This window comes from Microcystis aeruginosa FD4 (assembly GCF_009792235.1).
In the GTDB taxonomy this organism is placed as follows: Bacteria; Cyanobacteriota; Cyanobacteriia; order Cyanobacteriales; family Microcystaceae; genus Microcystis; species Microcystis viridis.
Map to the genome: position 1 here is coordinate 3,869,687 of NZ_CP046973.1, position 26,135 is coordinate 3,895,821.

Genomic DNA, 26,135 nt, shown 5'->3' on the forward strand with positions numbered 1-26,135 from the left:
CTCTTTTAAACAATGGGAGATGGTAAGGAAAGTAACTGTCGGTGTATTTGCTCGATTAGGGCGAGGATTTGCTGATAATTCTGGTGCAATCCCTGTTGATAGAGGTGATTTGCTCCTTGATTTAAATCCGCTAAAGCCGATTGGTAATAACCCAATTGATGCCGCAGTAATCCCCTTCTAATATAAGCATCGGCATAAAAAGGATCGATGGCAATCGCTCGATTTAAATGGGCGATCGAGCGGTCGTATTCACCTAATTGGTGAGCGGTACAAGCTAGATTATAGTAGGCTGAGGCATTATTTTTATTTAACCGGAGAGCTTGATTAAAATCCGCTTTGGCTGAGGTAAAATTGTCGAGGGCTAAATGAGATAAACCTCGATCATTATAAATAGTGGCTAAAGTATCGGGTTGCCAGTTAGTAATTTGACGCAAGGATTGATTAAAATCAGCTAGGGCAAGGGGATAATTTTTCCTAGCCGCCTGAACTAAACCACGATTATAGTAGGCTTGATAATAGGTGGGTTTTAACCGGATAGTCTGGTTATAATCGGTCAGCGCCTGTGGATAATCTCCCAAACGATAAAAAGCTAAACCCCGATGGAAATAGGCTAGATAATTATCAGATTGCTCTTGTAAAGAGCGGGTGCAATCCTGCCAAGCGCGGAGATAATCCTGTAAATAAATCTCAGTTAAACAGCGATTACTGTAGGCTAGGGCCAAGTTATTTTCCCGTTCGATCGACTGATTGAAATCCTGCAAAGCTTGCTGATAATTACCCGCCTCTAGTTGTTCAATTCCCGATCGCATCCAGTAGGATAAATGTACTGATTTAGCTGCTTTTCCCTGCCGAGGCCATCCCCCCAGCACCAGCGAACAGAGCAGTGCAACAATAACCAATCGACCGAGGTAAGGAAGAAAATTTTTCAAAACCGTTGACATAGGAGTATCTTTGTGCATATACTCCCAATTCTGAGGAAACTTTCTCGATCGATCAACAGACAGCCTGTCAAATACAGTTATCAGCTATCAGTTATCAGTTATCAGATGTGAGTTTTCAGTTCACTGATTACTGTTTACTGTTCACTGAAAATACACCCCACTTCCCACAGTCTAGGACTGGTCTATGTCTCTAGAGGTCGGGGCTGCGATAAGCTGATAAAGGAAAGATTGTCACCGAGCAATTATGCCCGATAACCGATAAATGATACAGGAGTTATCTATGGAAACTATTTTTATCCCCCACCTCCTCAAATCTCCTGATCGACAAAGAGTGATCATCATCGATAATTTTATCCCCGGTCTAGAAACCTTGACACCAGTGCGGGGGACTTTGCTGGTTAGACATGGGGGGAATTTTTTGGAAGTATCGGTGAAAGCAGAAACCATCGTCACCTTAACCTGCGATCGCTGTTTACAACAATATAATCATCGTCTGCAATTAAACACTTCCGAATTAATCTGGCTAGACAAAAATAAAGACTACGATAACTCCTATCCTCTAGAGCGAGAAATAGCCTACGAAGACCTCTCGGAAACCCTCGATCCTAACGGGGATTTTGACCCGCAAATGTGGTTATACGAGCAGTTATGTCTAACTTTGCCCCCCCGTCAACTCTGCAGCGCCAATTGTCAACCACCTGATTTTCTTCTTCCGGAAAAGACTGCTATCGATGGTCGTTGGGCCTCCCTAGAATCCCTGAAAAGTCAGTTATCTCAATCGCAAAATTGAGCTTTGATGCTGATTTTTTTCGGGTTTCGATCCAGGAGAAAAGCGATCAAAACCCGATTTTTTACCGGCCCCAAATCTTTTTCAGGACAGTTTCGGGGGTAATATCGGCGACTTTTCCCGTATTAGCTTCAATATATCGATGCAGCTCTCCCCCACTCGGTAAAACTCTCTTAGACAACGAAGGAATCAGCAGAGAGAGGGTATAGGTTCCCACGGCCACGGCTAACTGTAAAGGGACACTTTCGGTAGCTAACAATAAATTGGCACCGGCGATCATGGCCGCCATTTTACCGATATCGGCCGTTCTGGACACTTTTAAGTTATTATCCATGGCTTTGAGTGCTAAAACCCAAGCTTCATCCATATCGCCTTCGATCGCTATAATTGGCAAATCTGGTTGTTGATGGCGAATGCCTTGGATAATTTCCAGCCAACTCTCTAGGGGATAAACCGTTTCCAGTCCTTGGTTGATGCTCAGATCGCTACCGCCGGCGTAGAGGAGAATATAGCCGCTATCCTTGATATTGAGGCGTTGCTGCTCCATTTGGGCCCAATCGATATCATCCCGATTCAATGTTATTTTTAAAGGTGGACAGGGTGCGGCAATCTTTAACCCTTTGACCAGTGCGTGATAATTATCCGCTAGATAGCCTTCCGTTGGCCGGGGTACTTGTTCCGATAAGAACCAGCTGCCATTATTTTCATAGCCTATACGGTTAAGAACACCATTTAACCAGAGTAAAAGGTTGATAGCAGGACGATTAGTGAGACTAATGGCGATTTCGTACTCCCGGTCCCGAATTACTCCCAAAATATTTAAATAATCCGCTAATCCGTACTGATCTCGATAGTCAAATAAAAGCACTTCCCTAACCTGCGGACAGAGACGATAGGCAGCCTTTGCCCTAGGTTCGACCAAAACATCAATGCTGCTTTGGGGGTAAGTTTGCTGGAGGGTTTCTAGAGTGGGAAAAAAGAGCAGTTGATCGCTAATTCCTCCCGGTACAAGGGTTAATATTCGCATTTTATCTAGATATACTTGAATCGATCAGCTTAATTTTAGCAGTGTCCCTCGTTATTCACTAGACTTCCCCTATTTTAGTCCTCAACTCAACGAACAGGCTCACTTGCTGGGTATCACAGCAGGTAACACCTGAATACAGTCCGCACAAATTGCAATGAAGTCAAAGATCACAGTTGGGTTTCCGTTGTCAACCCAACCCACCAGAGCGGCGTACTGCTACGCAGTGCCTTCGGCATCGCACTTTAACCCACAACTTCAATGAATGTGCATGGTGCGTTCCCAAAAATCCATCGGTGGAGCAGTAGGACTGACCTTAGGGAACGCACCCTACGGCGATGGCGTACTTTTGCTGCTCACCATCAGTGAGAGAAAGTCACAAATAGGAGATGCCGCCTCACGATCATTTGCTTGATATAGCGGCTTTTTTGATTAGACCTCCTGCAAAAGTCTTATTCAGCTACTTGATTATAGCCTAAAGCAAGTTCGTAGTTGTAAATGCCAGCGATTAAATTAAATCTCAGACCAAAACGTCGTCTCCGATTCCTGTATCTTGATGATAAAATTCTAAATCTCTTCAGACTTCTGTGAATAGGTTCGATAACAATTCTTTCTCTTGATAACTGGCGATTAAATTCTTTTTCTTCTAAGCTTAATTCTTGATCTTTCTTTTTTTTGTTAGGAATTCTACTATTTTTGTGCAGCTTTTGAATTCCTTGATCGCCCTTATCTGCTAAACATTCAATATTTTTATCGCTCCCAATTTGACTATTTTTCCAAAGATTAAAGTCATGTATTCTTCCCTTCCCATGAGCGGTACAGACTATCATTCCTGTTTTTTGTGCCGCAAGAACTTGCGATTTTATTGTATGATAGCCTTGTTTCCCGCTATAGTAATCTTTCTGCTTTTTTTGAGGTCTTTCTATCTCAGGCTCTGCTACATCTACTACCACTAGCTCTCGGTCACTATTCGCCTGGTGAACTGTCTTTTTCCCCGGCAGATTAAACAATCCAGATTTTATCAGAATATTTTCTACCTTTCTAGTGATTCGTAGGGCTGTTGTCTCATTAATCTCCCAATTAATTCCGAGATGGAAATAAGTACTATATTCCCGTAAATACTCTAAGGTCATCAAGATTTGGTCTTCTAGACTTAATTTACTTGGTCTTCCCGATTTTTTTTGCAGAACTTTTTCGGCAGCCAAAACCTTCACCATATCCTTAAATGTTTCAGGATATACTCCACAAAAGCGTTTAAACTCTTCTGGATTCAAATTTTTTACTTTTTCGTAAGTCATGGTTTTTCTGAGTGTTTTACTTTATTGTACATAATCAGTTCCTATTTTTGCAGGAGGTCTATTGTGATTGAACTGGCAGCAAAACAAAAGTTTGCAGCGATTAAATTAAAACATGATCAGATTTTTGGTCAAGTGATCGCATCTTTACGCAAACAGCATCAACTGCGACAATCAGATATTATAGGAGTATCCGAGCGTCAAGTGAGACGCATTGAACAGGGAGAAGGAACAAAGGTAGAAACCCTTAATTTATTTGCCCAAGCTCAGAAAATGGAACTTAATGATTATCTTGATGCTGTTGCTGGGTTAATCGATAATACTTCAGTAGATTTGCTCCAATCTTAAGCTTTTAAGCCTTGATTAATTCGAGTAATTGTGCTTCGGTTAGCTGAGTAATGCCCAATTCTAGGGCTTTTTCTAACTTAGAACCCGCCGCTTCTCCAGTAACTAAATAATCAGTTTTTTTACTCACAGAACCCGTCACTTTCCCCCCAGCTTTTTCGATTAATTCTTTCGCTTCCTCCCGTTTGAGAGTTGGTAAAGTGCCAGTAATCACAAAGGTTTTCCCTGCTAAGGTGGCTTTAGTGGTGGTGGTTTTTGCTGCTGTGGCAAATTGTAAACCGGCCGCTTGTAATTTAGCGACTAAATCCCGATTAGCCTCGATTCTAAACCAATCATAGACCGATTGGGCGATTTCTTCACCAATACCATAGACAGAAGCTAAATCAGTCACGCTGGCGTTAGCTAACTCCTCCACAGTCCGAAAACTTTCGGCGAGAATTTTGGCGTTAACGCTGCCCACATAGCGAATCCCTAGCCCATAAAGTACCCTCGACCAGCTTTGATTTTTGCTCTGAGCCATAGCTGTAATCAAATTTAAGGCGGATTTCTCGCCCATTCGGTCTAATTTGGCAATTTCCGTTTTTTCGAGGCTGTAGAGGTCAGAAATGGCGGTAACTAATCCCTGTTCAATCAGCAAAATCACCACTTTTTCCCCTAATCCCCGGATATCGAGAGCATCGCGACTGGCCCAATGTACTACACTTCCCCGCAAAATCGCTGGACAGGAACTATTGACACAGCGCGTCACCACTTCCCCCACCGGACGAACTAGGGGAGATTGACATTCAGGGCAATTAGTGGGCATCTGGAAGGGTAAAGTGTGGGGAGGCCGCAATTCTGGCAGGATTCTCACCACTTCCGGAATAATTTCCCCCGCTTTGCGGATAATTGCCGTGTCACCGATGCGGATATCTAATTCGGCCACTCGATCGCTATTATGTAAAGTAGCCCTTTGTACGGTGGTTCCTGCTACCTGTACCGGTTCCATCACCGCCATGGGTGTGACTGCGCCGGTGCGTCCCACATTGACGATAATATCTTTAACTATCGTGGGGACTTCTTCGGCGGGATATTTTAAAGCGATAGCCCACCGGGGGAATTTTTGAGTGAATCCTAACCGATTTTGTCGCTGTAAATCGTTGATTTTGACTACGACACCATCGGTCATGTAGGCTAATTGATGACGTTTTTCTTGCCAATCTTGATAGTATTGTGCCACTTCTTGCAGGGATGGACAGAGTTGACGGTGGGGATTAACCAGAAATCCCATGGTTTCTAATCTGTCTAAAGATTGCCATTGAGTACTGATATGTTTATCGTCTAAATGCAGGGTATAGGCAAAAAATTGTAAGCGTCTTTTATCAACTATTTTCGGATCTAATTGTCGTAGGGTTCCCGCTGCCGCATTGCGGGGATTAGCAAAGAGAGATTCACCCTTTTCTTCTCTTTCTTGATTGATTTTATCAAAGGTATCGAGGGGTAAAAAAGCTTCACCGCGCACTTCCACAATTGCCGGGGGATTATCTATATTTAAGCGTAAAGGAATAGAGCGAATTGTCCGCACATTGGGGGTAATATCTTCTCCAGTGACTCCATCCCCTCTAGTAACACCTCTGACGAAAAAACCGTTTTCGTAGGTTAAAGCTAATGCAGAACCATCGATTTTTAGTTCACACACATATTCCGTGTCTTGGGTTTCATTTACATATCTTTGCCAACGGCTGCCCCATTTATTTAATTCTTCGAGGTTAAAGGCATTTTCGAGACTATACAGGGGAATATGATGACGGACAGAAACAAATTGACTAGAGATTTTATCCCCGACTCTTTGGGTGGGACTATCGGGGGTGATTAATTGGGGATAACGCTTTTCTAGGTCTTCTAATTCCCGATAAAGTTGATCATAAACGCTATCGGGTATAAAAGGATCATCAAGAACATAATAAGCATAACTGGCTCTTTGTAGTTCTGTTTTTAGTTGTTGGCAACGTTGTTGGATTTCTAAGGGGATAGTCATAATCGTTAATAATGCTACTGTGCAAAGACCATTTGAGGAGTTAATTGTAAATCGGGAAATGTTACCGATATTATCCTATCTTCGTTATTAAATTCTGCCAGTTCATAAAATCCAGAAATCAGGGTTAAAACCGATATTTTTAGGGCAATAGGATCGATAATCCAGTATTCAGGAATGCCTCTCACTGCGTATTCTGAACGCTTATAACGGTAGTCATCATCAGCATTACCGGGGCTAACAATTTCTACAACTAAGAGGGGAGGAAATTCAATCACTGCTGTGGTCATATTTCTAATCTCTTGACATTGTTCAGCAGTTAAAATCATTAAGTCTGGAATTCTCGATTTAGCTTTATCGGTGCGAATTCCCACCGTAGCGGGCATAACTTTCCAAGTTAGATTTAATCTTTTAATTTCTGCCATTAAATAATCATAAAGAAAGGCAAGAATTAAGGCATGAAAGCCACTAGCGGGAGGCATGGGAATTAATTCTCCGTTAAATAATTCGTACTTATTATCTCTGGAGTCCTGATAATTTAAATATTCTGCAAAGGTATATTTTTTTTGTTGGGTAGCAATCATAAAAGTCTCCAGCTAAGATTTTACTGTGCAAAGACCATTTGAGGAGTTAATTGTAAATCGGGAAATGTTACCGATATTATCCTATCTTCGTTATTAAATTCTGCCAGTTCATAAAATCCAGAAATCAGGGTTAAAACCGATATTTTTAGGGCAATAGGATCGATAATCCAGTATTCAGGAATGCCTCTCACTGCGTATTCTGAACGCTTATAACGGTAGTCATCATCAGCATTACCGGGGCTAACAATTTCTACAACTAAGAGGGGAGGAAATTCAATCACTGCTGTGGTCATATTTCTAATCTCTTGACATTGTTCAGCAGTTAAAATCATTAAGTCTGGAATTCTCGATTTAGCTTTATCGGTGCGAATTCCCACCGTAGCGGGCATAACTTGCCAGTCTAATTGTAGCCTCTCTATTTCCCTTTCTAACACCTTAAATATATATCTAAGTATCAAAGCATGAAAGCCACTAGCAGGAGGCATGGGAATTAATTCTCCGTTAAATAATTCGTACTTATCATCCGTGCAGTCCTGATAATTTAAATATTCTGCAAAGGTATATAATTTTTCTTTGGTAGCAATCATGATAATCCCTAGAAAAAACTTAATTGAATCTCCTTTGAAGATAAATTTTGCCTTTGATCCCCCCTTAATAAGGGGGTTAGGGGGAATCTGACAATTTTTAACACCTAGCTTTTTACTTAGATTCGATATCCTCAACTTTTTTGGGAACTGTTGCAGTTAAAACCTCATTTCCTGTGGCAGTAACTAACACATCATCTTCGATACGGATACCGATACCTCGCCATTTTTCCGGCACTTCCGGCTGTCCTTCAGCAGGTTTAATATCGGGAGAGATATAAATACCCGGTTCCACGGTTAAAACATGACCAGGCTGCAAAGTTTGCCAAGTTTCTTCGTTAACTTTATAACCTCCCGCATCATGGACATCTAATCCTAACCAATGACCAGTTCTGTGCATATAAAAAGGCTTATATTTTTCCTCTTTAATTATCTCATCAATGTCGCCGACCAATAGCCCTAAATCTACTAATCCCTCCACAATTGTCCTCACGGCTGTGTCATGAAAAAGATTATAAGGATTACCAGTTTTTACCACTTCAATCGCCTTTAATTGAGCTTCTAGAACAATTTCATAGATAATTTTTTGTTCGGGGGTAAATTTACCATTAACGGGAAAAGTGCGGGTAATATCACCGTTATAGTAATTGTAGGCACAACCAGCATCAATTAACAAAAGCTCATTTTCTTGTACTTGGCGATCATTGTTGATATAGTGCAGAATACAGGCATTAGCACCACTAGCAACAATAGAAGGATAAGCAGGACCCATACCCCCTTCTAGACGAAAAGTATGCTCAATTTCCGCTTGAATTTGATACTCATAGTGACCAACTTTGGTGAATTCTCTGGCGCGATTATGTGCCTGGGCCGAAATAGCGGTTGCTTGGCGAATATTGTCCAATTCGGCCTCGGTTTTCAGTAAGCGCAAAGGATGGAGAATAAAATTAGTATCCTCTAAAGCAGTCGGTCCGGTGCCACGACGGGGAAAAGTGGCGATTAATTTTTGCCAGTGCTTGAGAACGTTTGTATTAAAAGTTTTATCCCGTCCGAGATGATAATAAATTCGTTCGGCTTTTTCGAGATATTGCGGTAATTTTTCGTCCAATTCTTCGATAGAATAGGCCTCATCAGCAGCAAAAATCTCCTTTGCTCCTTCCACACCGTGGAGATAGCCGGTCCAGGTTTCTTTTTCTGGGTCTTTTGGCTGCACAAACAGGATAAACTGATGTTCGGGGTGATGGGGTGCTAAAACCGCTACCGCCTCCGGTTCATTAAATCCTGTCAGGTAAAAAAAGTCACTATCCTGACGATAAGTGTATTCTACGTCATTGTGCATGACCACCATGGGCGCACTGCGAAAAATGGCGGTTCCATTGCCGATTTTTTCCATTACCTGCTGACGACGGTGCTGAAACTCTCTGCGATCGATGCCCATAAATATTCCTAAAAATGTCACAATAAGTCTTAGATTCTATTATCGCTAATCTTTTTAAGTTTATGACCCCTGAAGAACCGGATTTTTCCCAAGATATCATCGAAAGGCGCGAGTTTACCCTAGCAGATTTTATCGCTCAAGAGGGGGCGGATTTCCTCAAAGGGGAATCTCCCGTCCCCAAATTAGTGCAAGTTACCACAGAGATTAAACAATTTATTGCCGCTAATTTAGGTGATTCTTCGGGAGCTTTGCAGATAATTTTACAGCTTGTCGTCGATGAAGAATTAACCAAAGTCAGTCAAAATTTAGATAATCCCGTTCAAGCTTTACAGTTAATCCTAGAAGAAATTTTAGACAATCAAGAATTACTCTATGAATTAGTACACCGAGTTGATGTGAAATGGGGACAATTATACGGGGAACGTCCCTATTTTCAACAACCCCATCAAAAACCTCACCCTGAAGACGAATACACTCACAATTCTGTTAGAGATAAGTTAGTCAGTTTATTAGCCAGATTAGAAGCGAATAAGTAGTAGAGCCTATAGCAGTTATTAGGAGACTCCGAGACAATGCCCTATCAAGACATACCTTATCTTTAGGAAAAACTCTGTATTTTAATTATTTCTTAATAGAAACCAACAGGACTGACAAGGAGAATCTATCCCTAGACAGAGCGCCGGGGCGGTAACTGGTGAAAATAGGTGTAAGATAAGAAAATTCTCCGATAATTGTTGCCCTATTCCCCGCGTGCCTACCTATTCCTACTATACCGCCGATGTTTTTAGCGATCGCATTTTTGGCGGTAATCCCCTGGCGGTTTTTCCGGAAGCATCTGGATTAACCCGCACCCAGATGCAAAAAATCGCCGCCGAATTTAACTTCTCAGAGACAGTCTTCGTTTTTCCGCCAGAAACGCCCCAAGGCACTAAAAAAGTCCGTATCTTCACCCCCAGTACCGAATTACCCTTTGCTGGTCATCCTAGCGTCGGCACAGCCTATATTTTAGCCCTAATCGCTGCTATTCCCCCCCACCAAGAAACCACGATTTATCTGGAGGAAGGAGTCGGTTTAGTACCGGTAAAAATTAGCAGGGAGGGGGAAAAACCCGTCTATAGTGAGTTAAAAGTGGCACAATTGCCAGAATTAGTGACCGATACTTATGCTCTCGATGATTTAGCGGCGATTCTTTCCCTCAGCGTTGCCGATTTCTTACCCGGTTATCCCCCCCGCGCCTTTTCCTGTGGTCTCCCTTTTTTATTCATCCCCGTTAAAAACCGAGATATTTTGGGGAAAATAAAACTAAATCTAACTCTCTGGTCATCATTATTAGGCCAATCCCCAGCTAATTCCCTTTTTGTCTGCTGTTTTGACCAGGAATCACCCCTATCTCGTCTCTATGGGCGAATGTTTGCCCCCGGTTTAGGAGTTATGGAGGATCCCGCTACCGGTTCGGCTGTGGCCGCTTTAGCAGGTTACTTAGGGGCCTTAGAATCTTCTAGGGAAGGGATGAATCAATGGACGATAATCCAAGGGGTGGAAATGGGCAGACCCAGCAGTTTACAATTAAAGTTTCAGAAAAACAACCGGGAAATTACGGAAGTTTGCGTAGGTGGTGCATCAGTTCTAGTCTGCCAAGGCCAGATGATAATTCCCGATGGGGAAACAAAAAGCGCTACACAAGGGTCATTTTGAGAGCGGTCGCTGAAGTTAGTAAAAAGGAGATGAACAATCTTAAAACATTAAGACCTGCAAGGATCAATCTCGGTTTTGTGGGATGGATGAGAATAAATTTGACAGGGTATATCCAAAAATATAAAATTTCTAGAGGGATAACCAAGAAAAAAAACGGCAGTTATCTTGATGACGAGGCAGTAGGCAAAATGAAGTTATACTTTATTTTTCTGAGAAAACCTGTCAGAGCCAATGGAATGTCTATAGTTAAAGCCTATTAAAATTAATCATTATGCTCACCTCTTATCAGGAACTACAAAAAGAACTTAGTTTGTCGTTACACGACTTAAATAGTTTTGCCGACAAATTCCAGGAAAGTTATGATATTATAGTATCTTCAAACGAAATCAATGAGAATCACGGTGTTGGGGTTCTTTTAAAGAGAATTTTCCCTGATACCAGTGGCATAGTCTCCTTACGAACCACCAATCTCTACGATGGACAGCAGGAATTTGGCGTTCAGAATTTTTGTCTAGATGTGCGCGGTTGTTCCTACGGGGAAATTTTAGTAAAAATCCAAAATTTATTTATTTATTTAAAACCGAAAAGAGTCCTAGTAATTCCCTACTTTATCGAAGATTTTTTTGTAGCCACAGCGATTAAATCTCTCTTTCAAGTCCCGGTTTGTACCTACCTGATGGATGATCAGAATGTCTATGTTGATGGCGTTGACGATGAAGCCGTTCAGAAATTACTCGATAGCAGCGATCTAATTTTAGGCATTTCTCTGCCCTTGTGCCAAGCCTATGAAAAAAAATATGGGCAGAAAATCTGGTTTATCCCTCCCGTCGTCGAAAGCTATCTGTTTCCCCCTGAAATTGTCATGCCTGATCTGATGGGGCGAGGCATTTTAATTGGTAATATTTGGTCTCAGAATTGGTTAGAAAAACTGCGTCAATTGTGTCGGGAATCCCAAATAAAAATTGATTGGTATGGTAATCCCAATCGTCAATGGTTGCAATTCCAAGAGGAAGAATTAGCGCAGGATGGAATTTTCTTTCAAGGGTACTGTCCCCAAGCTGACCTAATTAACCACCTACGTCAAGCTCCTTTTGCTCTTGTTCCCACTGGCAGTTCCCCAGAAGAACAGGATCGGCCAGAATTCTCCTATTTGAGCTTACCCTCCCGCATCCCTTTTATCGTCGCTGCCGCTAACACCCCCATTCTGGTGGTCGGTCAGAAGGATAGTGCTGCAGCTAAATTTGTGCAAGAGTATAATCTCGGTTCTGTCTGTGATTATGCGGCTGTAAGTTTCTTAACAGAAATCGCCAAACTCAGCACCTATAACTATCAACTAAAACTTCGTCAGGCTAGTCATCAATTAGCCAAAAGTTTAAAAGCCGATCATTTTGACGATTGGCTCTGGCGATCATTAGAACAGGGAAAACCCATCGATGATCGCTTTGCTATCTTCCAGAACCACTACATCTGCGGCAATGCTGTCATTACCCCCTGTGAAGTCAATCAACAGCACGGCACAGGGGCCCTAGTAAAAAGAATCTTTCCTGATAATCGTCAAATTATTTCCATACGTTCCGCTGATCACTACGGAGGTGAACAGAATTTTGGGGCTTTCAGTCTTCTTCTCGATCACCGGGAACTATCGCGAGCGCAAGTCTTTCAGTCAGTGCTACAAACTCTTGGACACAACCAGATTGAGAGCGTTTTTTGTGTCCCTTATTACGCCAGCGACATTCTGACAGCGATCGCTATTAAGGAATTATTTAACGTTCCCCTTGCCACCTACATCATGGACGATCAGAATATCTGCGTTCAGGAGATTCCCGATGCTTTAATGAAAGAGTTTTTAAGCAAATGTTCCGTTCGTTTTGCCACCCATCCCGAACTCCGCGACGCTTACGAGAATAAGTACGGCTACAAATTTTGGCTCCTACCGGCGATCGTTCCCCACCGTCTCATTAATAGTGAAGTTGCCGAAGTTTCTCCCCAACGCTGTCAAGAAAAATGGGGAGCTTTATTAGGGAGCATTTGGAGTCCCCAATGGTTTCAATCTCTTTTAGAGAGTATTCAAGGGGCAGGGATTAAACTAGATTGGTATGGCAATTCTAACTATTATTGGCTCAAAGAATCTGCAGCAGAATTAGAAAAATGGGGACTTTATAGCCAAGGACTTTATCCCGAAGAACAACTAGGACAACAACTACAAGCATATCCCTTTGTTATTGTTCCCACGGGAACCATGGACGAAAGAGATGATCGGACAGAATTGTCTCGCCTTAGTTTACCCGGCCGGATTATTTTTAACCTGGCCACCGCTAACACCCCAGTAATTCTTTTAGGCAGTAATAAAACCTCGGCAGCTAACTTTATTAATCGCTTTCAAATTGGTGTGGTTTGTGATTATACACATGAAAGTTTGGCAGCAGCCGTGGACTACGTTCTTAAACCAGAAAATCAGCAAAGAATGCGAGAAAATGCCGTTAAAGTAGCGGACAAATTCTCCGATCAAGGTATTGATCAATGGGTGTGGCAGTCCCTAGAAAAAGAACAAGCAGCCGATGACAGATTTGACGCGATTTTACCTCGATCGCCGATCGATTTAGTTCACTTTATTGAACCCCCCGTTCCCTCAATTATTTATAAAGATTATGCTCAAGTCTATCAAGTCATGCGACGTTTACGAGGGCAAAAATATCAGCCCGATTTTGTGGTTGATGTGGGAGCTTCCCACGGTATTTGGTCTCATACCGCTAGTCAATTATTCCCTGAAGCTCGCTTTATCCTCATCGATCCGCTAATCTCAAAATACGAGCAATCAGCCAGAAATTACTATATCTTTAATATTCCTAAAGCCGAATTACTAGAAATTGCCATTTCTAATCAAGCTGGTCAGTTAAGTTTTCAAGTTTCCCCCGATTTGTACGGTAGTTCCTTGCTCACTCCCGCCGATTTTAGAAACTATGAAACGATTACAGTGGCGGTAAAAACCCTCGATCAGGTGGCGACAGATCAGCAAATTTCCGGCAGAGGAATATTAAAATTAGACGTGCAATGTGCCGAGCATATCGTCTTAGAAGGAGCCAAAGAATTTATCGCTCAGGTGGATTTAGTCGTTGCTGAACTCTCCTTTATTCGCTATGATCGGGACGCTCTCGTTTTCAATGAAATGCTTAATCTTTTGGATAAGCTTGGTTTCCGTTATTATGACGAAACTGGCGAATGGAGATCCCCCATTGATGGCACACTCCTCCAAAAAGAAGTGGTCTTTATTCGTCAAGATTTGTTAGTTCCTGAAACTAGCCGCAAAATTGAAAATTCTCCCAGTCAAGCTTAATACAATTCACCTAATTACTAGCCAAAATGATCAAGCAATTATTAGCCAAAAATAAAATAGTTCAGCGATTTAAAGCAGTCAAAGATTTATTTCTAGAAAAACTTGATTCCCTCAGTCATGTCCAATTTGACCAACTCCAAAAACTGGAAAAACTGGAGAAACTTAATCAGCTTGATCCCTTAGATTTTAAAGTTGACCAACTTAATAACTCCACGGAGCAAATCCGACAAGAAAATGCAGAAGCCAAGCGAAAGGCTGATTTATCACTGCAAAATCAAGCTTTTCTGCTCAAGTTTTCCGTAGATATAGTTAAAAATATTCAATTATTAACGGGAGACTGGAAACAAAAAGGGGACTTGATTCTGAATACCCTGCTAAAAATTCAAGAAGTTAACCAGAAAATATTGGAAGATATCCACGATCAAAAATACAAAGTCATTATCGATCAAAAATATTTCCAGGATTTAGACATCGAATTAATGACTTATTTATATTCCTATCTTCCCCATCGTCTTGCAGTAGATATTGGTGCTAATCGGGGCGATGTTTCTAGTCGTCTCCTACAAGCTGGTTATCAAGTTTATGCCTTTGAGCCTTTTCCTCCCGTTATCGATAAGCTCAAAAATCGCCTCGGTGATCATCCTAACTTTCGGCTTTTTCCCTTTGCTCTCGGTTCCGAAAATCAAACCCAAGAACTCCATATAGCCACCGATGAGACCCCAGACAACACCTATCAAGATGCCAGCTTTTATAGCAGCTTAACCAAGCATTCTCTTTCGGAAGGTTTAGTATTTACCGATACTATTCCCGTCACCGTTAAAACCCTAGCCAGTCTCCACGATACCGAGGAATTACCTAAAGATATTGGTTTAGTTAAAATTGACACAGAAGGCTTTGATTTAGAAGTGATTAAAGGTATGGGTAACTATCGTTATCCCGTGGTAGTTGCGGAATTTTGGGATCAAAATTTCCCCTTTGGTGGTTCGGGAGCGATGAATCAATTACCAGATTTAGTCAATGCTATGAAGGAAAGAGATTATCATTGGCATCTAGTTATCTATCGTATTTGGGGCAGTTCCGACGTTAGTTATTACTGTAATTCTGCCTATTCCCTCGATAATTCCTGGGGCAATGTTTTCTTTTTTCAAGATTATCATGTCTTCCATCAAGCCTTACTTTGGTGTGCTTCCGTTATGCCAGCCACTTATTTTTCTGCTTAGAAACTTAGGAGTCAATTATATTTTTCATAGACTAACTGGTAGGTGAGTGATGATTATAAAAAAAAATATATCCTTAACCAGTGAAATTTTAATTCTCATCGGTTTAGGAATTGCTTTTTTGCTAGTAAGCATATTCTTGGGACCTAGATTACAACCCGTGTGGATAGATGAAGTAGTATTAGCAGAACCAGCAGCTAATCTAGCTTTATACGACAGTTTTACCTCGGCTGCTGGGTATCATCAAAATGATCAAGAGTTCCATGTTAGCACTTCTTTTCTTTATACTGTTTTGCTGGCTTTATGGATAAAAGTTTTGGGATTTAGTATTGAAAAAGTTAGGCTTTTTAATTATGTGTTAATGCTTCTTAGCATCACTGTAATCTGGTTATTCATCAAGAAATTGCCTTTAATTAGGTTTTCTTGGCTAAGAATCATCTTAGTGGTTAGTTGTCTTTTGCCAACAGGAATTACCTTTATTTATATATCGGGAAGGTACGACACTTCCTGCATTTTCTTATCAGCACTGGTTTTGGTGGCTTTTTTAATAAAAGATGCTAAAATCCGATGGCTTACTATGACAATTATTGGATTTTTCTTTCCCCTTTCTGGATTGTCAGCAGTGGTCTTTGCGACAATTTTTGGCGGTATCCTACTCCTTTTCAACTTTCAGCGATTTTGGCGGGAATTTGTCGCCCTAGGTGGGGGATTTATTTTAGGAATGTTATTTCTTTATGCACTTTACTCAACTAATGGTGTTTGGGATGATTTTGTTAGTATGACTTTGGGTCATAGTGTTGCCAATGCCAACCTTAACAGAACTGTCATTGATATAATATTTTCCAGAGTGAGCAAACTTTTTGATCAGAAAGATTATCTGTGTGGTGGCTGCTTGCATCCGTCTTTTCCCCCACTGTCACTACTGCTGATCATCTTGATATTTTATGAACTATTGACCAAATCTTTCCGGTGGCGTTCTCCTTCCTTTTTTGCTTTGATCACCGTTATTACCATACCAACTACTATGTGTTTTCTGGGGAAATATCCACTTTATTATAGTTGGATGTCGATGTTTCCCTTGATCATTTGTATTTGCTGGAGTTTTAATAATATTTTAGAAAAAAATACTGGCAAAATTCAGACGACAATTATTAGTATAGCTTTTTTGGTTTTATTGTTTTATGCCAACTTACTAGGACTACCTTCCCTAGCGCAAATTACCTTACAACAATGGGAAAAGAATGACTATACTAAAGTACAAAACTTTCTCGACAACAAAATTAATCCTCAGGATAACATTTATGCTGATTTTCAAACATTCTACGCCCTCAAGTCTCGGGGTAAACGAGTTTATTTCCCCACTTATCATGTACGGATGACACCAGAGGATAGGGATAATCTTTCATTAATTGTCATTGATCCTAGGGACAGTGTTAGAGTGCCCTGGAATCCCGGATTAGCAGAAATTGTTGGCGACTCACTCCCCCAGTGGTACGATACAGGAGAACAGTTAGATACAGGCACTTATGGGATGAAATTGTACCGAAAAAGATAAACCCGAAGTAATTCAAAGGATATGAACTCTGAAAAACTGCAATTAAGGTCTGATTATCAAAAAATGCTTGATGACTTAGATCCTCAAGTCCTCCAGTTGGATCGACAGGTATTTAAACGACTACAAAACCTAGGTTACACACCAGGGGTGATCTTTGATGTGGGTGCTTCTAATAGTGGCTGGTCTTATTATATCAAACAAGTGCTGCAGGAAGCTGAATTTTATCTCTTTGAACCCCTCATCGACTACAGCAGCGACTATCGGGAATTAATCTCAGAAATTCTGCGAGTCTATCCCTCCTTTCATCTACACAAATACGCCCTAGGTGAAACCTCCGGCGAGGTGACGATGAATGTTTCCACGGACGTGGTGAGCAGTAGCCTCTTGCAGACTGGTGATGATAGTCAGCCCACCACTCCCATCTCGGTGCAAATGTTAACAATTGATGACGCAATTGCCCGACTTGGTTTACCCCATCCCCAAGTGATCAAAATTGATACCCAAGGCTCGGAGTTGTCTATACTTAAAGGGGCCGTTAAAACCCTAGCTAAAGTCGATGTTCTCTTTCTCGAGTGCTGGCTCTATCGGGGCTATGGCCAAAAAACTCCCCTCTTAACCGAAATCGCCGATTGGTTATTATCTTTTAACTTTCGGCTTTGGGATGTGGCCGATGCCTATCGCAATCAAGCGGGAGTGCTAACCACATTAGATTGTATTTTTGTAAATACTCAGTCCGGTATTTCCCCAATTTGGTACTATGAGAACTAGAGTGGCTTGACTTTCCTAACCCGTCTAGTCTTTGCCGTGCGAGGAAAAGAAGAACAGTCTATTTTCTTCCCGGATATCCGATAGGCCAAGTACCAAGTTGGAGAGCAAGAGACAGGATTTAACAGTCTTTAATGACCATTTCGGGAAGGGAAAATTGAGCCATAGTTAAGAGGGTTTTTCCTGCCCCCGATTTTTCCTCCTGGAAAAATTTACAGTCAAGCCTCCATGCCTCATGTGGATATTTTAGTTCTAGAATGTTGGCTCTATCGAGGCTACGGACTAAACACTCCCCTGTTAACTGAAATTGTTGACTGGTTGTTGTCCTATAACTTTCGACTTTGGGATGTGGGAGACCCCTATCGCAATGAAGAGGGACTTTTAGCCACATTGGACTGCTTTTTTATCAACCCTAAATCTGGCCTAATGCCCGATTGGTACTACGCCTAAGTCACTTATTAATTGTCAGGATATTTATGGGATATTTAGACTATTATGTCGGAGATTGTCTCAAGTATGTGCCGAGTCATAAACTGCACACAAAAAAAGTCCTAATTGTTGGCTGTAATGATGGTAGGGACTGTCAACTTTTTCTTCAGTCAGCCGCAGTACATGGACTTGATATCTGTGCAGAAATTGGGACGGGATTTGTTAACGAGAAGGTCACCTATTTTAAGGAGTCAGCCGAAGCAACGTCTCGACCTGATAACTATTATGATCTAGTCTTTTCGGCTGCAACAATGGAGCATATTCTTAACATTGAAGCCGCCTTTGCTGAAATGTTTCGTGTGACTAAACCGGGAGGATTAATTTACTGTGTTGGTTCGCCCCTGTGGAATTCTTACTATGGTCATCATCAGTATGGCTTGTTTTCAGATTATCCCTGGATTCACTTAAGATTAGCAAAAAATCAAATATTAGAGTACCTTAACCAACATAAAACTCTTCAGGATATAGTCCCCTTTGTTGAGCTGCTGGAAAAACTTAATTTGCTTTCTGTACCTTTAGTTAAGGACGACCAAAATAGCTACGCAGAAAATTTAGTAAATTTTATGTTTTCTGATTATTTTAATTTCCGACCATCAACTCAATACCTAAAAGCTGTTGAACCTTTGGATGTTTCCTACATCATCAGAAATGAAATTTGGCAGGACGGCGAGAACTTATTAACCGATGAAATTCTGGAGGAACTAAATGCAAAAGGTTATACAAAAGATGAGCTTTTAGCAGCTGCCCATACCTACATTGCCATTAAGTAACCTAGCCAAGGAAAGAACAATGGTTGAAAATCCCGATTATAAATCCGTGGGGGAAACCTATAAAACCAAAGCTAGATTTGCCCAATTGGATATGGAAGTATTTCAAAGACTGAAAAACTTGGGCTATCAACCGCAAGTTATCTTTGATGTTGGTGCTTCTGATGGTTCTTGGTCAAAAGACATCCATGAAGTGCTTCCCACGGCGGAATTTCATCTATTTGAGCCTCTAATCAACTATGCTCCCGCCTATCAAGCGATTATCCAAGAAAATCTCCGTTCATACCCGAATTTTCAGCTTCATACCCTAGCTTTAGGCGAAAAAAGTGGCGAAGTCACCATGAATATCTTCCCCAATCTGGTGGCCAGTAGTGCTTTAGATTTAAGTAACACAGGACTAGATGTAACCACTGCAATCGTGGCCATGGCCACGGTCGATGAGATGATTGCATCCCTCAGTTTACCTCATCCTCAAGTCATTAAAATCGATACCCAAGGCTACGAACTGTCTATTCTGAAAGGGGCGATTAACACCCTGCCAAGAGTGGACATTCTCCTGCTAGAGTGTTGGCTCTATCGAGGCTATGGCAAAAACACGCCTCTGTTAACTGAAATCATTTGTTGGCTACAGCCCCTAGGCTTTCGTCTCTGGGATATTGGTGATACCTACCGTGGGGAAGACGGCGTTTTGGCGACCCTAGACTGTGTTTTTATCAATACTCGTTTAGGGCTAACCCCCAACTGGTACTACTAGAGCCACCCATGACGAATTCTGCCTACAAGTCCCTTGCCGATACCTACAAGGCCAATCGTCACACAATGTTAAATTTTACCGCCTATCCCTCAACTGTAGGATTCCGTGGGCTATGATAGTAGTAGTTTTTCAATGGGTTAGTAAGCATTTATATCACTGGTATCTTCGGTAACACGGTATCGAAAAAAAGTGGATTTAACTCTGGCTCCCATTGTTATAGTTCTGCTTGACAAATGATAATGCCTCCCCTATGATTGGTTGTGATGCTTCAGAGACGCTTGCAGCTTCTTTGATTTTTAAAATCGTTTCCTGTCCTAGTGTGAGGAGTTTTAGGTAACAAAATTATGGCTATTCCCCAATCTTCAATCATTGCTCTGTCCTTGATGTACACCAAGCTGCCCCCGTCAGCTTCTGATCTGACCTATTGGGCGAGTCCCGCAGGTCAGGCAGTTTCTTGGGAGCAAGCGGTGCAGGCATTTTCTACCTCTAGTGCAGCCAAGACAGCCTATCCGATGTTAGCGTCCCCTACGGTGCTGTCTCAGAATGCGGCGGCTCGTCGTGATTATGTCACCCAAGCTTTCCAAAATCTCTACGGGATTGCCGCGGCTGACATTCCGGCGGAAGAATTAACCTACTGGGCTGATACCTATCTTGTGTCCTCCCCCCAGGCGATTTTTGATTTTCCAGTCGTTTTAAATCAGTACTCCCCCGCCGCACGCCAACAGGCTTTGACGAACCGCGCTCAGGTAGCAGAAAACTTCGCGGTTGCCATGGCGGCTGATGGCTCCTCCACCTTTACCTCAGCCCAGTATAGTAGTGGCTGGGTCATTGTGAACACGGTCACTGCCAGTGCCGATAGCGTAACGGCGGCTAACGCACAAATTGCTCAATTTATCGCTGGTGGTGGCGGCGGTACGGGAACTACCTTTACCTTGTTAGAAAATGGGGCAGTTCTCACCGCTTCGGCAAACAACAAAGTTTCCCCGGCAGGTCAGTTTTTGACTGCCTCCAATAACACGGTTGCGGGTTTAACATTCTTGCAAGGTAGTTTCATTCAAGACCCCAGCAACAGTGACAACGACGTGCTGACCGCCCAGATTATTGCCCCGACTCCTCCTCTGACTGCTATCACCCCAAACATTGCTAACATTGAGACTATTGAGTTCACTGGGTCGAACGGTGCTATAGCTGATATTGTCAACATCTCTGGAGTCAAGAGTTTCGTTATCAAGTCCGGTGACTTGAAGGTTGAGACCGCCGAAAAATTCCCCTTGACTCTGGCGGCTGGGTATGCCAATCAGCTATCTCTCAAACTCGGCGATACAACAAAAGCTTCGACTGTTAACCTGAATGGTACTGTTGCTGGGACCACTATTGTTGACCTGAACTCCGCTGCTAATGTCAATATTGTTGTCAAAGCTGATAGTGTTCTCAAAAATAGTGACGCAACCCTAGATACAATAAATAGTGTGGCGGGAAGTAACAACTTTGTGATTTCAGGCGATAAAAACCTGACCATTGACGGCAAGATTACCGTCACGGCTGCCACTGATCGTTTGGATGCCACTGACTTTACCGGGAAACTGACCCTGAATCTCGCTGATAGCGGCGCTTCTGGTGTAAAACAGATTGTCGGCGGTAAGAGCGATGACACCTTCACCTTGACGGCGGCAGTAGATCAGATTAATGGTGTTAACCTCAATGGAAACGATGGCAATGACACCTTAACCGTTAAAGTTGGGAATGCTTTTACTACTGCTATCAATGGTGTTACCAACGTTGAGACGATTATCTTTAAAGAAGCCGCCACTAACACCACAATCACCACTGTGGATACCCTTGTGGCAAGTGGTGCGACTTTAACTGTTGATGCTTCTTCCTTCACCACCAAATTTTTAGTCTTTAATGGTGCCGCTGAAACCAATGGTTCCTTCAAGATTACTGGTGGTGCATTAGCTGATGCCCTGACAGGTGGTGCCGGAGCCGACACCCTTACTGGCAACGGTGGTCTAGATGTGTTAGATGGTAAAGGTGGTAATGACCAGTTCGTCTTGAATAAAGCCGTCGCTACCAGTGCTGTGACGATCAATAACTTCAGCGTCGCAGCAGGTAATAACGATGTGTTCGCCCTAAGTAATGCCGCCTTTGCCGGCGCTCCAGCAGTGGGAGCCGCCTTGACGGTCAGTGCTGTGCTAGGTGCAACTAACAGTGCTAATACAATCCTGTTGGATACCGCGGTAAACCTTGCTGGTGCTAACTTGAGCAATGTGCGCTTTGGTTACGACACAACCAACAATAAGTTGTTCTACGATGCTGATGGTAACTTCGGCGCTAGTACTGTTCTTATTGCAACCTCTAATGCAGTGGTTTTAAATGCCAGCAACTTTACTATCGTCGCTTAATTTCCAGTAAGCAGACGAATCCGAGTTAATTCTTAGTAAAAGACCATCCTTTTTAAGGATGGTCTTTTTTCGGTTATTCTCGAAGGACACCGAATCGATTTAAGAGTTCCTGCTTGGAACAATGGAGAAGTAAAGGGGTAAATTCTTCTGGGGACAGTTGTAAAATCCGGCTGATAATCCCTTGCAGTGGTGGGTCTAACTCACCGAAACGGACTCGGAGCAGGTTTTCTACCACCAGACGTTCTCCCTCTTGCAGACCTTGTTCTAAACCCCGTTCTAGACCCCGTTCTAAACCTATCCATTAGTCACATCTTTCTTAACATAAAATTTGACAAAAAGAGAAAAGTGTGCAAGATGGCTCAAGGGGGTTCTATGGGGGGACCAATTTGATGAGATAGTTTCCAAGTCTGGCTGATATCATGTAACCTTCGCAGTCCCAACCAAATAGTTTTAACACCTGGTTCACCGTCGCCTTTTCTACCTAAAAAACCCCCAAGAGAAGCAATCATTCTGACCGCTTCCGGCCAAGGAGGGCGGCTTTTCAGGTGGCGGACTCTTTTTATGAATAGTGGCACACAAAGATTGCCATTCATGTTCTTCCAAAAAACTTTCACAACTCTCCTCTCCGTGTAATCGTGCTTGATAAGTTAACCAGAGTAATCTCCAGGCTACAATTGAATAGGTAGCTAAAGCCATCTCAATTCTCCGACCCGTTTCTAATTGCAGTTTTTCTAGTCCACCACCACTTTTTAAAACAAAATGATAGCGTTCTATCAACCAGCGATAACTATACCAGCGCACACAGGTTATCGCTGATTCAAAGCTACTAATGTCTAGGCTAGTTAAGAGGGGCCAACTGATAGGATTAACTCCGGGACGCGGATTTTCTTCTTCAGCTAAAATTACCGGTAATTTGACCGGTTGACGAGGGTTCGCTTTCGAGTGATGCTTAGGTACTTGTATTTCAAAACTGGCAAATCTAACTGTTAGTTTAGCTAGTCTAGCCTCGTGATTAGGATTGCGTTTTACTTGCACATCTAAGGTACCACAGGCTTTTATTTCTCTGATGGATTGATGTAAATATTTAGTCTCTGGATGCCCTGACCTTTGCTTGTCTTCGAGATATTTAACTTTTCGGTTATGAGTTCCTCGAATTAATAAATGAGAGTTAGGACTTCTTGATTGGGCAAATAAATCAAATATGTCTGCCTCACAATCTCCGATTGTTACTACTTGAATATCTTCGGGTATTTGTTGTTGTGTTTCTGATAAAGAATCTAACCATCTTTGACTTTCTTTTTCTTCGGTTTCTCTTTTTTTGCGTTGCTTGGCAATCCCTAAATTCTTTTCTTCTCTTGCCCAGACATATTGATTAATCAGTCCTAAAGGTATTCCTTTCGGTGACACTCCTAATGTGGTATGAACTTTGAGACCAAAGGATTTTTTATAATCTAGATAACCCATTCCTTTTTTGGCTTTTTGCGTCGTAAAGTCTAAACTTGTTGTGTCTTGCACTGCCAAAACTATTGGATGTTCTTTGATTCTTTCTACTGTACTTTTGGCCTGGGCGGCAATTATATCTGAGGGGTGAAAATAGGGTGAATTCCAAAAGTCATAGGTGGCACTCGCTGCCGCTAGATTTCCTGAAGCTTGTGGCACACTTGTACTAGGTTGACTGGCCAAGTTTTCCACGATACTGATTAACCTTTTCTTTCTTCTGGTGTCCCCTAGGTCTGCATACTGTAATTCTTGGGCTGCCCATTTCTCCATTTTTTTGCTCACCTCCACCTTAATTCCTTCTTTCAAAACTATACCTATCAATCGTTTCCCCTTTTTTTAAGTTTCTTCTCTTTTTGTTAAGAAAGAGCCGACTAATGGATAGGTTCTAAACCCCGTTCTTCTCCTTCGGCCAGTGCCTCTTGATAGACTCTCGTTTGTTTTAAATCACTTAGTTCAAACATAGCTTCAATTTCCTCGCGACTTTTCTGGGGGAAGTAGTAGGGTTGATTCATGAATCATACTAAATCTGGTTATTAAAGACTGATTATTTATTCCCCTTTTTGCATGAGTGCATGAGTAGAAAACGGGTTTCTCGGAGAAACCCGTTTTCTGTGGGTTACTCGTAGGGTTAATTCATGAATTAACCCTACCCTTGATAAGGGTGGTGATAGCTTCAATTTCCTCGCGACTTTTCTGGGGGAAATCGCTTTAAGAGTTCCTGCTTGGAACAATGGAGAAGTAAAGGAGTAAATTCTTCTGGGGACAATTGTAAAATCCGGCTGATAATAGCTTGCAGTGGTGGGTCTAACCCACCAAAACGGACTCGGAGCAGGTTTTCCACCACCAGACGTTCCCCCTCTTGCAGACCCCGTTCTTCTCCTTCGGCCAGCGCCTCTTGATAGACTCTCGTTTGTTTTAAATCACTTAGTCCAAACATAGCTTCAATTTCCTCGCGACTTTTCTGGGGGAAGTAGTAGGGTTAATTCATCAATCATACTAAATCTGGTTATTAAAGACTGATTATTTATTCCCCTTTTTGCATGAGTGCATGAGTAGAAAACGGGTTTCTCGGAGAAACCCGTTTTCTGTGGGTTACTCGTAGGGTTAATTCATGAATTAACCCTACCCTTGATAAGGGTGGTGATAGCTTCAATTTCCTCGCGACTTTTCTGGGGGAAATCGCTTTAAGAGTTCCTGCTTGGAACAATGGAGGAGTAAAGGAGTAAATTCTTCTGGGGACAATTGTAAAATCCGGCTGATAATAGCTTGAATTTCTGGGTCTAACTCACCAAAACGGACTCGGAGCAGGTTTTCCACCACCAAACGTTTCCCCTCTTGCAGACCCCGTTCTAGACCCCGTTCCAGACCCCGTTCTAAACCCCGTTCTAAACCCCGTTCTAAACCCCGTTCTAGACCCCGTTCTAGACCTTGTTTTTCTCCTTCGGCCAGTGCCTCTTGATAGACTCTCGTTTGTTTTAAATCACTTAGTCCAAACATAGCTTCAATTTCCTCGCGACTTTTCTGGGGGAAGTAGTAGGGTTAATTCATCAATCATACTAAATCTGGTTATTAAAGACTGATTATTTATTCCCCTTTTTGCATGAGTGCATGAGTAGAAAACGGGTTTCTCCGAGAAACCCGTTTTCTGTGGGTTACTCGTAGGGTTAATTCATGAATTAACCCTACCCTTGATAAGGGTGGTAATAGCTTCAATTTCCTCGCGACTTTTCTGGGGGAAATCGCTTTAAGAGTTCCTGCTTGGAACAATGGAGGAGTAAAGGAGTAAATTCTTCTGGGGACAGTTGTAAAATCCGTCTGATAATCCCTTGCAGTGGTGGGTCTAACTCACCGAAACGGACTCGGAGCAGGTTTTCTACCACCAGACGTTCTCCCTCTTGCAGACCTTGTTCTAAACCCCGTTCTAGACCCCGTTCTAGACCCCGTTCTAGACCCCGTTCTAGACCCCGTTCTTCTCCTTCGGCCAGTGCCTCTTGATAGACTCTCGTTTGTTTTAAATCACTTAGTTCAAACATAGCTTCAATTTCCTCGCGACTTTTTTGGGGTAATTTGTAAATAATGATACTTTCGATGAGGTTAATTAACTGCCGTTGACTGGACTGGTCGGTGATTTCTTCTCTGGTCCGCTCGATTAGGGTTTGAGCAGTCCTCACCGCTGCCGTTTCCGACTCTACTACTAATTTAATCACACCGATTCCTAAGGACGGATTGTCCCTTGGGGCCAATTCATCGAGATAAATGCGTCTAACGCTTGCTAAATTGAGGATTTCGCCAAAATGCAGGGATTGTTCCCGTTCCACCCGACGATGGGGATAAATGACGACAATTTGCCAGGGGTGGGGTGGTTGATATTGTTTTAAAAATAGGAACAATTCCGCAAAAAGTCGATAGTAGAGGGTGTCGTCCGGTTGGAACTGCACTTCCACTAGGTAGAGGGGTTGCTGAATATCTTCTCTGAGTGGCATAAATAAGCCATCGAGACGGAAAGAGAGTTGTTTCACCTCTTGGGAGGTGAATTGATAGTTTGCTGCTCCTGGTTGCGGTTGTCCGATTAGGTCAAAGAAACTGTCCGGAAAACGCAGGAATATTTGGTAAAAGAGACTGTCAGTTTTCACGAGAAATCTCGC

The 26,135-nt window shown here is 42.3% G+C and carries 23 protein-coding genes and 3 pseudogenes; 13 read left to right on the plus strand and 13 right to left on the minus strand.

Annotated features, from left to right (window positions below; genetic code table 11):
* Window positions 1-5: 5 nt before the first annotated feature.
* Window positions 6-959, minus strand: a complete 954-nt coding sequence (locus GQR42_RS19315; protein ID WP_158201205.1) for a tetratricopeptide repeat protein — start codon at window positions 957-959, stop codon at window positions 6-8.
* Window positions 960-1,221: 262 nt separating this feature from the next.
* Between GQR42_RS19315 and GQR42_RS19320 the strand changes: the two genes are divergently transcribed.
* Window positions 1,222-1,731, plus strand: a complete 510-nt coding sequence (locus tag GQR42_RS19320; RefSeq protein WP_158201206.1) for a YceD family protein — start codon at window positions 1,222-1,224, stop codon at window positions 1,729-1,731.
* Between the two features lie 61 nt (window positions 1,732-1,792).
* On the opposite strand, the gene GQR42_RS19325 is transcribed toward GQR42_RS19320, so the two are convergent.
* Both GQR42_RS19325 and GQR42_RS19330 read right to left on the minus strand, forming a co-directional pair.
* Entirely contained in the window at window positions 1,793-2,755 is a 963-nt protein-coding gene (locus GQR42_RS19325) for a glycosyltransferase family 9 protein (RefSeq protein ID WP_158201207.1), read from the minus strand.
* Between the two features lie 449 nt (window positions 2,756-3,204).
* Window positions 3,205-4,050 carry an IS5 family transposase gene (locus tag GQR42_RS19330; RefSeq protein ID WP_158201208.1) on the minus strand — a complete coding sequence of 282 codons (846 nt, stop codon included), beginning with the start codon at window positions 4,048-4,050 and terminating at the stop codon, window positions 3,205-3,207.
* Window positions 4,051-4,113: 63 nt separating this feature from the next.
* On the opposite strand from GQR42_RS19330, the gene GQR42_RS19335 reads away from it, so the two are divergent.
* Window positions 4,114-4,395, plus strand: a complete 282-nt coding sequence (locus tag GQR42_RS19335) for a helix-turn-helix domain-containing protein (RefSeq protein WP_233271081.1) — start codon at window positions 4,114-4,116, stop codon at window positions 4,393-4,395.
* 4 nt (window positions 4,396-4,399) lie between these two features.
* Here GQR42_RS19335 and ligA read toward each other — a convergent pair whose 3' ends face one another.
* The 4 genes from ligA to GQR42_RS19355 form a co-directional block, all read right to left on the minus strand.
* Window positions 4,400-6,409 (minus strand): NAD-dependent DNA ligase LigA, encoded by a 2,010-nt coding sequence (ligA, locus tag GQR42_RS19340; protein WP_158201209.1) that lies wholly within the window; start codon window positions 6,407-6,409, stop codon window positions 4,400-4,402.
* A gap of 14 nt (window positions 6,410-6,423) precedes the next feature.
* Window positions 6,424-6,990 (minus strand): Uma2 family endonuclease, encoded by a 567-nt coding sequence (locus GQR42_RS19345; protein ID WP_158201210.1) that lies wholly within the window; start codon window positions 6,988-6,990, stop codon window positions 6,424-6,426.
* Window positions 6,991-7,010: 20 nt separating this feature from the next.
* On the minus strand, window positions 7,011-7,577 hold the full coding sequence (locus GQR42_RS19350) for a Uma2 family endonuclease (protein ID WP_158201211.1): 567 nt from the start codon (window positions 7,575-7,577) through the stop codon (window positions 7,011-7,013).
* A gap of 112 nt (window positions 7,578-7,689) precedes the next feature.
* The gene (locus tag GQR42_RS19355; protein ID WP_158202526.1) at window positions 7,690-9,012 is read right to left on the minus strand and encodes an aminopeptidase P N-terminal domain-containing protein; all 1,323 of its coding nucleotides are present in this window, start codon (window positions 9,010-9,012) and stop codon (window positions 7,690-7,692) included.
* A gap of 62 nt (window positions 9,013-9,074) precedes the next feature.
* On the opposite strand from GQR42_RS19355, the gene GQR42_RS19360 reads away from it, so the two are divergent.
* The 11 genes from GQR42_RS19360 (at window position 9,075) to GQR42_RS19410 (ending at window position 21,990) form a co-directional block, all read left to right on the plus strand.
* Window positions 9,075-9,548, plus strand: coding sequence for a hypothetical protein (locus GQR42_RS19360; protein WP_158201212.1), 474 nt, complete (start codon window positions 9,075-9,077; stop codon window positions 9,546-9,548).
* 214 nt (window positions 9,549-9,762) lie between these two features.
* Window positions 9,763-10,707, plus strand: coding sequence for a PhzF family phenazine biosynthesis protein (locus GQR42_RS19365; RefSeq protein ID WP_158201213.1), 945 nt, complete (start codon window positions 9,763-9,765; stop codon window positions 10,705-10,707).
* A gap of 29 nt (window positions 10,708-10,736) precedes the next feature.
* Window positions 10,737-10,967 carry a hypothetical protein gene (locus tag GQR42_RS19370; RefSeq protein ID WP_158201214.1) on the plus strand — a complete coding sequence of 77 codons (231 nt, stop codon included), beginning with the start codon at window positions 10,737-10,739 and terminating at the stop codon, window positions 10,965-10,967.
* Window positions 10,968-10,978: 11 nt separating this feature from the next.
* Entirely contained in the window at window positions 10,979-14,041 is a 3,063-nt protein-coding gene (locus tag GQR42_RS19375; protein ID WP_158201215.1) for an FkbM family methyltransferase, read from the plus strand.
* A 26-nt stretch (window positions 14,042-14,067) separates the two neighbouring features.
* Window positions 14,068-15,261: an FkbM family methyltransferase gene (locus GQR42_RS19380; RefSeq protein ID WP_158201216.1), complete on the plus strand. Its 1,194-nt coding sequence runs from the start codon at window positions 14,068-14,070 to the stop codon at window positions 15,259-15,261.
* A gap of 49 nt (window positions 15,262-15,310) precedes the next feature.
* Window positions 15,311-16,813 (plus strand): hypothetical protein, encoded by a 1,503-nt coding sequence (locus tag GQR42_RS19385; protein ID WP_158201217.1) that lies wholly within the window; start codon window positions 15,311-15,313, stop codon window positions 16,811-16,813.
* A 21-nt stretch (window positions 16,814-16,834) separates the two neighbouring features.
* Complete coding sequence (locus GQR42_RS19390; RefSeq protein WP_158201218.1) at window positions 16,835-17,581, plus strand: FkbM family methyltransferase; 747 nt, start codon at window positions 16,835-16,837, stop codon at window positions 17,579-17,581.
* A 225-nt stretch (window positions 17,582-17,806) separates the two neighbouring features.
* The gene (locus GQR42_RS19395) at window positions 17,807-18,028 is read left to right on the plus strand and encodes a hypothetical protein (RefSeq protein WP_199273214.1); all 222 of its coding nucleotides are present in this window, start codon (window positions 17,807-17,809) and stop codon (window positions 18,026-18,028) included.
* 26 nt (window positions 18,029-18,054) lie between these two features.
* Window positions 18,055-18,837, plus strand: coding sequence for a class I SAM-dependent methyltransferase (locus GQR42_RS19400; protein WP_158201219.1), 783 nt, complete (start codon window positions 18,055-18,057; stop codon window positions 18,835-18,837).
* Window positions 18,838-18,856: 19 nt separating this feature from the next.
* Window positions 18,857-19,588 carry an FkbM family methyltransferase gene (locus GQR42_RS19405; protein WP_158201220.1) on the plus strand — a complete coding sequence of 244 codons (732 nt, stop codon included), beginning with the start codon at window positions 18,857-18,859 and terminating at the stop codon, window positions 19,586-19,588.
* Window positions 19,589-19,932: 344 nt separating this feature from the next.
* Entirely contained in the window at window positions 19,933-21,990 is a 2,058-nt protein-coding gene (locus tag GQR42_RS19410) for a beta strand repeat-containing protein (protein WP_158201221.1), read from the plus strand.
* A gap of 73 nt (window positions 21,991-22,063) precedes the next feature.
* Here the strand turns inward: GQR42_RS19410 and GQR42_RS19415 are convergent.
* The 6 genes and pseudogenes from GQR42_RS19415 to GQR42_RS19440 form a co-directional block, all read right to left on the minus strand.
* Window positions 22,064-22,285, minus strand: a pseudogene (locus GQR42_RS19415) (hypothetical protein); the annotation flags it as partial.
* Between the two features lie 64 nt (window positions 22,286-22,349).
* Window positions 22,350-23,760: pseudogene (locus GQR42_RS19420) on the minus strand (IS4 family transposase).
* A gap of 113 nt (window positions 23,761-23,873) precedes the next feature.
* Window positions 23,874-23,990: pseudogene (locus GQR42_RS19425) on the minus strand (Rpn family recombination-promoting nuclease/putative transposase); the annotation flags it as partial.
* A gap of 173 nt (window positions 23,991-24,163) precedes the next feature.
* Window positions 24,164-24,427 (minus strand): hypothetical protein, encoded by a 264-nt coding sequence (locus GQR42_RS19430; protein ID WP_158201223.1) that lies wholly within the window; start codon window positions 24,425-24,427, stop codon window positions 24,164-24,166.
* Window positions 24,428-24,639: 212 nt separating this feature from the next.
* The gene (locus GQR42_RS19435) at window positions 24,640-24,987 is read right to left on the minus strand and encodes a hypothetical protein (RefSeq protein ID WP_158201224.1); all 348 of its coding nucleotides are present in this window, start codon (window positions 24,985-24,987) and stop codon (window positions 24,640-24,642) included.
* A gap of 212 nt (window positions 24,988-25,199) precedes the next feature.
* A complete protein-coding gene (locus GQR42_RS19440; protein ID WP_158201225.1) occupies window positions 25,200-26,123 on the minus strand; it encodes an Rpn family recombination-promoting nuclease/putative transposase in 924 nt (307 codons plus the stop codon).
* Window positions 26,124-26,135 lie beyond the last annotated feature (12 nt).